Raw genomic sequence first — 11,271 nt, 5'->3', positions numbered from 1 at the left:
CGCTTATGTGTGCATTACGGAAATACATTACCACCAATGAGTTCAACCCAACACGGCAATGAATGCCAACACCACCGCCCATACCAGTAATGCCTTGAGCAGCAGCCGACGGCCGGCCAGTGGCCCCGCCACCGGCTCCGCACCCTGTTCAGCCGCTGCAGCAGCTTGCGCCAGCAGTTCGGCACTGTCGATATCCCAGTCCAGCATATAGCGGCGCAGCACCGCCAGCACAGCATCGAAGTTGCCGGTCAACGCCAGACTCAACACCAGCAAACGCGCCGGCAGCCAGGCCAGCGCATGTACCAGCATGCCAGCCAGACGTGCACCTGACGCCTGCGGATAAGCTGTCAGACGGGTACAGAGTGCTGCTGCCAGTGCAGCCAAAGGTCCCAGCAGCAGGTACCAGAACAACGGCAGCAGATAACCTTGCAGCGATTCCAGCAGCACGCGGTCTCGCACACGGTCCAGCAACATTACGGGATCATCGGCAACCACTCCGATATCACGCTCAGCCAGCAAGGCGGCCGCCTGATGATCGCCACGCCACCAGGCATGGGCAAACCCCTCGATCAGGCTGCGCAACGGGTCGCGTGGCGTCAGTGCCAGCAACAGCAACAACAGGTGCATCAACAACACCGGAAATGCCCAGAAACGCTGGTCAGCCCAGTTCAACAGCCACCACAGCGGCACCAAGGGTAACAACAGCAGCAGCACCTGACGCCATCCAGGGGCCGCTGCTGTGCGCTGCAGCACCGCGTCACACCAGCGCTGTAGCGGCTGCAGGGGCACACCATGGCGCAAGGGTGTCCAGATCAGCAGCGCAGCTGCCAGCAGCACAACCAGAAATTGCATGAAAACCCCTTGTCCCGATCAGTCGAACCGGCCGCATTCAGCCGCCAGCGCCGCAAAATACCTTTGCCAGTCAAACGCAGGCCCCGGATCTGTCTTGCGCCCCGGCGCAATATGCTCATGGCCGGTGATACGCCAGGTGTGCAGGGCCGGATAGACCTTTTGCAGGGCCATGGTCAGTTCAACCAGCGTCCGGTATTGCTGATCACTGTAGGGAAGCTCATCTGTCCCTTCAAGCTCGATACCAATGGAAAAGTCGTTACAAGCCTCACGCCCTGCATAGCGGGAACGACCAGCGTGCCATGCACGATCATTACAGGAAACAAATTGACTGGGCGCGCCATCACGCTCGATGAAAAAATGCGATGAAACCCGCATGCCGGCAATGCCGGCGAAATAAGGATCAGCCGACGGATCCAGCTTGCCGGCAAAAAAGCGCTGCACATCTCCCGTGGCAAAACGCCCGGGAGGCAGACTGATATTGTGGATTACCAGCAGGGATATTTCGGTATCCGATGGTCGCGCATCAAAATGCGGCGAGTGACAGATAGTGGCCTGGTCAAGCCACCCACTGCGGGGATTGAGCTGCATGCATTGCCTCGGCAAAGGGATCAGGTACAGGGCCTAGGCTCCATGCCACACCACCCAGCGTCAAGGCCCGATCCGACACTAAATCAGTGACGCTGCTCATGCAGGCTGCGCAAATTGCCAATGACCGACTGCAACGCCCTGTCGAACAGCAGGTTATCGTCCAGCTGGCGAATCAGCCCCCGGTCAAACAGGCGTGTCAGGTCATCACTCAGGTATTCAGCCACCTTGATGCCGGTCCGGTTAACGAATACGTGTTTGCCGCTGAAACTGATAATGGCTACCAGCTTGCAACGAATCGGCGGCTCACCCTGCTCAAGGGTCAATTCAAACCAGGAGCCTGCCCGCAACCCTGTTAACCAATGCTGGGCGGCTGTACTGGGAAGATCCTCGACCGTTTGCGCTTGCGCAGCCTGACCCGGCACCTCCAGCAAGGGTGCTTCGATAGTAACTTCCTGGAGCACCTGCGAAACTGCTGGTGGTTCTGCAGGCCCGACCTCCGAGCCTGCAGCCATGTCATCCAGCGTTTCTGCAGCGACATCAGACACACGCACGTCCGAAGGCGCAGCGGCCAGCAACACCCGCTGCAGTTCCTGCATGCCGTCAAGCAACCGCTCTCGCTCGGCCAGATCCATTCCGATGCGTTCAAAGCCCTTGGCCAGAGCAGTCAGCAACGCTGCATTCAAACGCACACGCAGCTCCCTGTCAGCCTCGGTACGCAGCGGTGTCATGCTGTCGAGCAACCTGCGTGCAACCTCACAGACCGATCGCCAGGCATCCGACTCACTGCCTTCACGCAACCAGGCTGCCTGCATCACCTGGGTCCAGCCATTGCGCAGCAGATCCACCACGAATACCGGCAGGGTCTTGCCCAGCAGCATGGTGTTCATTTCGGCAGCCACCGCAGCGCGCGCAGCCTCCAGGCGCGCCCTGCCTTCCTCGGTATCACAGGTACGCTGCTCGATTCGCTCCGCGCGGCGCTGTTCCTGCTGCACACGCTCACTGAGCTCGGCATGCAACCCGGCAAAAAGTTCAGCTGTTGGGTGAGCCTCCTCAAGCAGGCGCTGTACCTGCCCCTCCAGCACAGCGTACAACTGGTCGCGCCCCGGATCATCCTGGTCATTCCAGCCCATGGCCGCCCGCGCCAGCTCGTTCAGCAATCGACGGGCCGGGTGACCGCTGTGACTGAACATCGCCTTGTCACTGATTGCCACACGCAATATCGGCAGTTGCATGCGGGCAATCAGTGCCTTCAGTGCAACCGGCAGCTGGGGATCATCCAGAATAAAATCAAACAACATGGAAACCAGACTGATCACATCGTCATCGCCACGCTCAAGACTGTGACGGTGACCCGTCATCTGCTGGCGATGTTGCAAATGCTGCTGTATCTGACCGCGCAGGGCTGCCACTGTCTGGCCGGACTGTCCCTGGGTTTGCATGGGCATATCTGCCAGCAGATCAAGCAGTTCGTCACTGGCAATCGAGCGAGCCGACGAGGCATCCAGCAATGACATGGCAGCATCGCCACTGGCTTCGCGCCACTTGCCAAGCAGACTGCTGAACAAGCCGAGCACCTGGTGCTCGGCAATGCCCTCTTCCCGACTTGCCCCGGTCAACCGCCCTTCGCCGCCGACAGCCCCTGAATCTCCCCGCGAAGGGCGCACAACGGAGCGGCGACGCCCTGCAGCGCCCAGATCGGGCAACACGCCTGCCTCGGCCAGCAGCTCATTGGCCTGCTGGTAAAGCTCATCGACCGGATTGAACACATAGCGCTCGAAGAGCTTGAACATGATCAGGCGGACGCGGATATCCATGTCCAACGGCGTTACCGCATCAATGAATATGTCAGCCAGGACTGCCGGAGCCAGGGGGTTATCGCCGGCTTCGACCTGACGCTTGACCATGCTGTTGATGCGGGTTGCCAGCTGCGCCAGAGGCTCGTCGTTGCGCTCGGCCACACGCTTCACCATGGACTCCACCGCAACCGTCTGCTCCAGCTCATCCGGCTGCACCAGCGACAGAGTATCGAGATGATAGCCAGCGAAGGTCTCCGGCGTTACCGGCAGATTGAGCTTCTCCAATCGTTGAGCAAGCCCGTTGCAGCAGTCGCTGATGATACGCTCGCGCTCAAGACGGATATTGCGCAGGGTATCGAAATACAGGTTCTGTTCGGCATTGGTGGCAGCACGACCAGCCAGCTCGAACAGTGAGTCGTCGGTATTGTCGAACAGCCGGGACAGACTGACCTTGAAAAACCCCAGCGCGCGCTTGCGAACCGCCTGCATCGGGTAAGGCAAGCTGCTTTGCTGCGCAGACTCCGAAGCCGGCGCAGCCGTCTTGTCGATCATCGGCTTGATCGGAACTACTTTGGGATCCTGCGCCATGATGAATATTCTCCGGACAATAAATGGGGAGGGTGCAACGTCACCGGAGCCTGCCTGCTAAAAATTCCCTGAACGACTTTTTATTGACGCCAATTTGCTGATTTTAAGTATACCCTAATGCTTTTTACAGCATCAGGATTCACTCGAATCCATGACGAAGTTCACAAAATCCCGGAAATTTATGCCAACACCGCTCCAAAAAAAAACGGCGAGCGACACGCATTCGCATACGCAAGGTGCTGATGTGTGGTTTATGCTTCGCCTGTCAAAAAAACAGATGTACTCATCATAATAACGCACTGCGCGCCTGCCCGAGCACCGGACGACAGCGCGCCATCTGAACACTCAGGAGCTTTCGATGGATTCCATCATTTCCGCAATCAATACAATCAACGGCGTGGTCTGGGGGCCACCCATGCTGATATTGCTGGCCGGTACCGGCCTGTTCCTGACCTTCGGTCTGAAGCTGATACCGCAACGCAAGCTGGGTTACGGTTTCAAGATGCTATGGAGCGGCCGCAAGAGCAAGGAAGAAGGCGATATCAGCCCGTTCAATGCGCTGATGACGGCTCTCTCTGCCACCGTTGGCACCGGGAATATCGCCGGCGTTGCCACCGCCGTATTCCTCGGTGGCCCGGGTGCGCTGTTCTGGATGTGGGCGATTGCCGTGGTCGGCATGGCCACCAAGTTCTCCGAGGCGGTCTTGGCAGTACATTTTCGCGAGAAGGACGCGCTCGGCAACCATGTTGGCGGCCCGATGTACTACATCAAGAACGGCCTCGGTGAAAAGTGGAAATGGCTGGGCATTCTGTTTGCCATCTTCGGCATGCTGGCCGGCTTCGGTATCGGCAACACCATCCAGTCCAACTCGGTAGCTGGCGCGCTGGAAAGCACCTTTGGCGTTCACCCACTGGTCACCGGCATCATCATCGCGGTACTTGTGGCACTGGTGCTGATCGGCGGCATTCGCCGCATCGGCGAGGTGGCTGGCAAGCTGGTGCCACTGATGGCGCTGTTTTATGTTGGAGGTGGCCTGATCATCCTGATTACCCATGCCGAGAAACTGCCGGAAGCCTTCGGCATGATTTTCTACTACGCCTTCAACCCGATTGCCGCCAGTGGCGGCTTTGCCGGCGCTGCGGTATGGGCCGCCATGCGCTTCGGTATTGCCCGCGGCGTATTCTCCAACGAGGCAGGCCTGGGCAGCGCGCCGATCGCCCATGCTGCCGCGCAGACCAACAACCCGATCCGCCAGGGCACGGTGGCCATGCTCGGCACCTTTATCGACACCATCATCATCTGCTCTATTACCGGCTTGGTAATCATGGTTACCGGCGTCTGGGACAGCGGCGCCAACGGCGCTCCGCTGTCGGCCATGGCCTTCAATGCCGGCCTGCCGGGTGGCTGGGGCCAGTACATCGTCAGCATCGGACTGGCGGTCTTCGCCTTCACCACCATCATCGGCTGGAGCTTCTATGGGGAAAAATGTACCCAGTTCCTGTTCGGCGAGCGCTCCAACGTGCCCTTCCGCCTGCTCTGGGTACTGGCCATTCCACTCGGCACCCTGCCCGGCGTCGACCTAAACAGCCTGTGGCTGGTTGCCGACACGCTCAACGCCATGATGGCACTTCCCAACCTGATCGCCCTGCTGCTGTTGAGTCCGGTAGTGTTCAAACTGACCAGGGACTATTTCAGCAAGCAGTAACTGCAATGGCCGGAGCGCCTGCGGGCGCTCCGGCTGCCGACCATTCGGGTATACTTGCGGCCTTTTCCACGCCCACCGGAGAGGCCGCATGCCCAACCTGCAACTCGACAGTCTGCGCGACAGCATCAGCCAGGACGTCACCCGCGCACTGGCCGAGGACATCGGCAGTGGCGACATCACCGCGCAACTGATCGACGCCGAACAAACCGCCAGCGCGACCATCATCACCCGCGATCAGGCAGTGTTTTGCGGCCGCGCCTGGGCCGACGAAGTATTCCGCCAGATCGACCCGCGCGTGCATATCGACTGGCAGGTCGAAGATAGCCAGCCAATCAGCCCCAACCAGCTGCTCTGCACTCTGCAGGGGCCGGCGCGGGCACTGCTAAGCGGCGAACGCAGCGCGCTGAACTTTCTGCAGACGCTGTCTGCCACCGCCACCCGCAGCCGACAACTGGCCAATCTGGTGGCCGACCTCCCGGTGCGCTTGCTGGATACCCGCAAGACCCTGCCCGGCCTGCGTCTGGCACAGAAATATGCGGTGACCTGTGGCGGCTGTGACAACCACCGCATCGGCCTGTACGACGCCTTTCTGATCAAGGAAAACCACATAGCCGCGCGCGGCGGTATTGCTGCCGCTGTGTCAACCGCCCGGCAACTGGCGCCGGGCAAGCCGGTGGAAGTCGAAGTGGAGAATCTGCAGGAACTGCATCAGGCCCTGGAAGCCGGTGCCGACATCATCATGCTCGATGAGCTGAGTGACGCCGACATGCGTACTGCGGTGCAACTGGCCCACGGCAAGGCCAGGCTGGAGGCCTCCGGCGGTATCAATGAGCAGAGCCTGCGCCGGGTCGCGCAGACCGGGGTCGACTATATATCGATCGGCAGCCTGACCAAGGACATCAAGGCGGTCGATCTGTCGATGCGCCTGCGTATGGATTGAACTCAGCGGCGTAGCGCTGGCTCGAAACGCTGGCGCGCCTCCTCAAGAACGCGCAGCAACGGCAACATATGCGGCTGCAGCAGCCAGCCACCGGCCTCGGTCTGGTTCAATCGCCCTTGCAGACGCAGCATCTCGTAGTGGCTGCATTGCTCGGCCAGCAACAGCCGCCTTGCTGTCCGCTCGCCAAGCTGGCGTGCCTCATCAGCCAGTGCCTGCAACTGGTCAAGTACCGCTGCCGGCAACTCCCAATTGCCGACCACCACTGCACTGAGTTGGCGGGCCAGCAAATACCACTCCAGATGGAACTGTTGCGAGCAAGGCGTATGGGTGCCATCAAACAATTCATCGAGCACCCGACAGCCAACCAGCAAACCCAGATTGCTGCTGATGCCTGCCAGGTAGGCCGTGAACTCGTCTTCGCCATCGCTGCGTGCCAGCCCCGCAGCAAGCAATGCAGTCAGCTCGGCCTGCTCCCACAGCATCTGCCCGGCCAATTTGCTGAAATGCCCTGTCCGGGCACTGAACAACGGGCGCATCAGCAGATTGGCCACCACTTGGCGCAAGCCGCGCTGCCCCAGAACAAGTACCGCCTGTTCCAGACTCTCGACCGGTTTGCTGCGTCGGTAGTAGGGCGTATTGGCCAGGCGTACCACTTCGGCCACCGACACCAGATCGCGGCCTATCAGCTCCGCCAGATCACGGCTGGTCGCCATGGGATCGCGAAAACTGCTGAGCAGTTTGGGCAGCACACTGGGCATGCGCGGCACCAGTGTGGATACCTTGTGCTCATCCTCCAGCAGCCGCCCCAACCGCTTGAGGGCATGCCGCTCAAAGGGGTTGGACGGAAGCTCCAGAGGCGAGTTGACGCCGAGCAACATGCCGATCCAGGCATCACGCAGACGCCCGGCCATCGCACCGCTTTCCTCGGTAAAGGCCGGCTCGAGTAAAGGAACCCCTGAAACAAGCGACCCGGAATGCTGGCGACGTGATGGAAACAGCAGACTGCGCAGGCGACTCAGCATGGATCTCTCCGTGACTGGAATGTGATGACAGCCAGGACCGCACGGCAGCCGGGTACCAGATAACACGTGTCGGAAAGTGTATCAGTTGCCTGCCAGAATAGTGTCAAGCAAATGCGAGCAATCCTGCCTGTGCCAATCTGCCAGCGCCGGCCAGAGGTTCTGCCCGGCCAGCAGGCAGGTACGGCAGCCAGCGGCGCGACCAGCCTCCAGGTCAAAGCGGTAATCACCAACCATGATCGCCTGCGGCGGCGCCAGCGACCACTGCCCGAGCACCTGCAGCAGACCCTGCGGGTGCGGCTTGGGCAAGGCCTGTTCACGGCCGATTACTGCCGCCTCGGCAAAGCAGTCCCGCACCCCCAGGGTATCCAGCGTGTGTAGCGCAACGGCGCGGAGGTTGCGCGTAACAATACCCAGCGGCAGTTGCTGGCGCTGCAGCCAGCGCAGCAGCTCGACCGCCCCCGGTGCAGCCTGCACCGAGGCGGCCAGATCATGCTCGATAGCATCCAGCTGCCGGGTCAGTCGCTGGCGTTCGGCAACCGGCCGGGCTGCAATGAAGTCGAGAATATCCTCCTCGGCAGGGATCTCCAGCTCCCGGCGGATCGCAGCAAAATCATGCTGCGCCAGGGTCAGGGTGCCGTCAAGGTCGAAGATCCAGCCCTGCGGCAAGTTCATCTCAAACCTTGCGCATCAGCGATTCCTGGGTCACCGAGGCCACCAGTTCGCCCTGACGATTGAATATCTGCCCACGCGACAGACCGCGCGAGCCGCAGGCGGTTGGGCTCTCCATGGCATACAGTAACCAGTCATCCATGCGCAGCGGACGGTGATACCAGAGTGCATGATCAAGGCTGGCAATCTGCATCGAGGGCGTCCAGGCCGACACCGCATGCGGCAGCAGCGCGGTACCCAGCAGATGGAAATCGGAGGCATAGGCCAGCATGTAGCGGTGCACCTGCGGATCATCCGGCAGACTGCCGGCAGCGCGGAACCACATATAACGGCGCGGATCGGCCGGCTGCGGATTGAACGGATTGAAACGCCCCACCGGGCGAATCTCGATCGGCTTGCCCACCAGCACCTTGTCACGCACCGCCTCAGGAATCAGGTGACTGTTGCGCTCGGCCAGCTCCTCTTCACTGGGCAGCTCGTCGGGACCCGCCACTTCCGGCATCTGGCACTGGTGCTCAAAGCCTTCCTCGTCACCCTGAAAGGACGCGCTCATGGCAAAGATCGGCTTGCCCTTCTGGATTGCCTGTACCCGACGCGTAGTGAAGCTGCCGCCATCGCGCAACATGTCAACCTGATAGACGATCGGCAGGGTGGCATCTCCGGGACGCAGGAAATAGCCATGCACCGAATGCACATGGCGCTCGCTGGGCACCGTGCGGCTGGCCGCCGACAGTGCCTGCCCGAGCACCTGACCGCCGAACAGCTGACGGAAGCCAAGGTCCTGGCTGTTGCCGCGAAACAGGTTTTCCTCGATCTTTTCCAGCGCCAGCAGGCGCACCAGATCATCCAGCACTTTGGTCATGCACGTCTCCGCAAAAACCCTTGACTCTGCGACCCGATGTCGCAGTCATGAGACGCCAAGTGTAACCCGATACAGCCCGACCCGCAGCACCAGCCTGCCCGACATCAACGCCATGAATGGCAACAGGCCGCTTGCCTGCAGCGTCACCGCGGCAATTGTGGCAGGATGGCGACTGATTCCCGACCAGCTCCAGGAAACCTGCGTGCCCAGCAGCCCTCCCACTCCCATCCTGATCATCGGCGCCGGCCCGGCCGGCCTGATGGCCGCCGAAACCCTCGCCACTGCCGGCTGGCCGGTGGAAATCTGCGATGCCATGCCCAGCGTCGGCCGCAAGTTCCTGCTGGCCGGCGTCGGCGGCATGAACCTGACCCATAGCGAGCCCGCCACTGCCTTTCGCAGTCGTTACCGCGAAGCCCGGGACTGGGTGGGCGACTGGCTCGAGCAACTGGATGCCGATCAGTTGCGTGAATGGGCGCAGGGGCTGGGCATCGACACCTTTGTCGGCAGTTCCGGCCGGGTATTCCCGCGCGACATGAAGGCCGCCCCATTGCTGCGCGCCTGGCTGCGCCGACTGCGCGCCCTCGGCGTACAGATCCACACCCGCCAGCGCTGGCTCGGCTGGAGCGATGACGGCCAGTTGCGCTTTAGTGGCCCCGGTGGCGACAGCCTGCGCCAGCCACGCGCCACCCTGCTGGCGCTTGGCGGCGGCAGCTGGGCTCGGCTGGGCTCGGACGGCAGCTGGGTCGCCCTGCTGCGAGAACGGGGCGTTGAGGTTCGCGACTTGCTGCCAGCCAACTGCGGCTTTCTCTGCAACTGGAGCGAGCACCTGCGCCAGCACTGCGCCGGCCAGCCGCTGAAAAGTGTCGAAGTGCATCTGCACAACAACCAGGGCCAGCCCCTGCAGCGCCGTGGCGAGTTCATGCTCAGTCAGGATGGCGTCGAGGGCAGCCTGATCTACGCCGTATCTGCCGAGCTGCGCGAGCAACTGCTGCGCGAGGGTCAGGCCCGATTATGGCTGGACCTTACCCCGGACCGCAGCCAGGCACAGCTGCAACAATGGCTGGAGGCGCCGCGCAACGGCCGCAGCCTGGGCAAGCTGCTGCGCGGCAAACCCGGTCTGGACGCCAGCAAGATTGCCCTGCTGCACGAACTGACCAGCGCGGCCCAGCGCAGTGACCCGGCGCAACTGGCGGCCTGCATCAAACGCCTGCCACTGACCCTGACCGGCCTGCGCCCGCTGGATGAAGCCATCAGCAGCGCCGGTGGCATCTGCCGCCACGCACTGACCGACGGCCTGATGCTGAAAGCCCTGCCCGGGGTCTTCTGCGCCGGCGAGATGCTCGACTGGGAGGCGCCCACCGGCGGCTACCTGCTGACCGCCTGTTTTGCCAGCGGCAAGCACGCCGCGCTGGGCATGCTTGACTGGCTCAACGACTCGACTTGATCCCGGACAGGCGTGGCACCATCCAGCGCTCGAACAGGCGCGGGAACAACCGCGCCAGCAGCCGTGCCCGCCAGTCGACATTCGACAGCACCAGTTGCCGGCGTCGGCGCACAGCTCCCTGATAAACCGCATCGGCGACATCCGCCGCCGCCGCCACCTTGAACGGGGCCGCCGGGCTCTGCTGGATAATCGAGCCATCGCCCTTGAGCGCATTCTTGCGGATATCCGTGGCGGTATAACCGGGGCTTACCAGCATCACATTCACTCCGCTGTCCTGCAGCTCCAGCCGCAGCGTCTGAAACAACCCGTGCAACGCATGCTTGCTGGCGTTGTACGCGCTGCGATAGAGCAAGGGGGCAAAGCTCGACAGCGAACTCATCACGATAATCTGCCCCTTGCGCTGCACCAGACTGTCGAGCGCCGGGCGGGTACAGTGCAGCGCGCCGAAGTAGTTGACGCCCATGATACGTTCGAACACCTTCAGCTCGGTCTCGGCAAAGGCGCTGCGATGGGTAATCGCGGCATTGTTGATCAGCACGTCAATCCCGCCAAAGTGCTCGATCACATGGCCGATGGCCTGTTCGCACTGCTGGTGATCGGCGACATCACAGGGCAATGCCAGTACCTCGACATTCAGTTTGCTCTGCAGTTGCTGACGGAAGGCCTCCAGCGCCTCACACTGAATATCCAGCAGCGCCAGCCGTGCCCCGGCCTGGGCAAAGCGCAGGGCCAGCGCCCGTCCGATGCCGGCACAACCGCCGGTAATCACCACCACCTTCTGCTGAAATGCACTGCGCGCCATGCG

The 11,271-nt window shown here is 61.8% G+C and carries 10 protein-coding genes; 3 read left to right on the top strand and 7 right to left on the bottom strand.

Going from position 1 to position 11,271, the window contains the following annotated elements:
- Positions 1 to 42: 42 nt before the first annotated feature.
- The 3 genes from ampE to BMZ23_RS04885 all read right to left on the bottom strand — a co-directional run bounded on the left by ampE (position 43) and on the right by BMZ23_RS04885 (position 3,824).
- Positions 43 to 852 (bottom strand): regulatory signaling modulator protein AmpE, encoded by an 810-nt coding sequence (gene ampE / locus BMZ23_RS04895; protein ID WP_093473501.1) that lies wholly within the window; start codon positions 850 to 852, stop codon positions 43 to 45.
- An 18-nt stretch (positions 853 to 870) separates the two neighbouring features.
- Complete coding sequence (gene ampD, locus BMZ23_RS04890; RefSeq protein ID WP_093473499.1) at positions 871 to 1,440, bottom strand: 1,6-anhydro-N-acetylmuramyl-L-alanine amidase AmpD; 570 nt, start codon at positions 1,438 to 1,440, stop codon at positions 871 to 873.
- A gap of 83 nt (positions 1,441 to 1,523) precedes the next feature.
- Positions 1,524 to 3,824, bottom strand: a complete 2,301-nt coding sequence (locus BMZ23_RS04885; RefSeq protein ID WP_093473497.1) for a DUF1631 domain-containing protein — start codon at positions 3,822 to 3,824, stop codon at positions 1,524 to 1,526.
- Positions 3,825 to 4,182: 358 nt separating this feature from the next.
- On the opposite strand from BMZ23_RS04885, the gene BMZ23_RS04880 reads away from it, so the two are divergent.
- Complete coding sequence (locus BMZ23_RS04880; RefSeq protein ID WP_093473495.1) at positions 4,183 to 5,529, top strand: alanine/glycine:cation symporter family protein; 1,347 nt, start codon at positions 4,183 to 4,185, stop codon at positions 5,527 to 5,529.
- Positions 5,530 to 5,617: 88 nt separating this feature from the next.
- Positions 5,618 to 6,469 (top strand): carboxylating nicotinate-nucleotide diphosphorylase, encoded by an 852-nt coding sequence (gene nadC / locus BMZ23_RS04875; RefSeq protein ID WP_093473493.1) that lies wholly within the window; start codon positions 5,618 to 5,620, stop codon positions 6,467 to 6,469.
- Between the two features lie 2 nt (positions 6,470 to 6,471).
- On the opposite strand, the gene BMZ23_RS04870 is transcribed toward nadC, so the two are convergent.
- The 3 genes from BMZ23_RS04870 to tesB form a co-directional block, all read right to left on the bottom strand.
- A complete protein-coding gene (locus BMZ23_RS04870; protein WP_093473491.1) occupies positions 6,472 to 7,491 on the bottom strand; it encodes an HDOD domain-containing protein in 1,020 nt (339 codons plus the stop codon).
- 81 nt (positions 7,492 to 7,572) lie between these two features.
- A complete protein-coding gene (locus BMZ23_RS04865) occupies positions 7,573 to 8,163 on the bottom strand; it encodes an HAD family hydrolase (RefSeq protein ID WP_093473489.1) in 591 nt (196 codons plus the stop codon).
- A gap of 1 nt (position 8,164) precedes the next feature.
- Entirely contained in the window at positions 8,165 to 9,022 is an 858-nt protein-coding gene (tesB, locus tag BMZ23_RS04860) for an acyl-CoA thioesterase II (protein ID WP_093473487.1), read from the bottom strand.
- A 202-nt stretch (positions 9,023 to 9,224) separates the two neighbouring features.
- Between tesB and BMZ23_RS04855 the strand changes: the two genes are divergently transcribed.
- On the top strand, positions 9,225 to 10,466 hold the full coding sequence (locus tag BMZ23_RS04855; RefSeq protein WP_281242300.1) for a TIGR03862 family flavoprotein: 1,242 nt from the start codon (positions 9,225 to 9,227) through the stop codon (positions 10,464 to 10,466).
- Here BMZ23_RS04855 and BMZ23_RS04850 read toward each other — a convergent pair.
- The gene (locus BMZ23_RS04850) at positions 10,450 to 11,268 is read right to left on the bottom strand and encodes an SDR family oxidoreductase (protein ID WP_093473483.1); all 819 of its coding nucleotides are present in this window, start codon (positions 11,266 to 11,268) and stop codon (positions 10,450 to 10,452) included. The two genes, BMZ23_RS04855 and BMZ23_RS04850, sit on opposite strands and share 17 nt — an antisense overlap.
- Positions 11,269 to 11,271: the final 3 nt, after the last annotated feature.

Source organism: Halopseudomonas yangmingensis (genome assembly GCF_900114825.1).
In the GTDB taxonomy this organism is placed as follows: domain Bacteria; phylum Pseudomonadota; class Gammaproteobacteria; order Pseudomonadales; family Pseudomonadaceae; genus Halopseudomonas; species Halopseudomonas yangmingensis.
The sequence above is the reverse complement of the archived record's forward strand: the minus strand, read 5'-3'. Positions and strand labels throughout refer to the sequence as shown.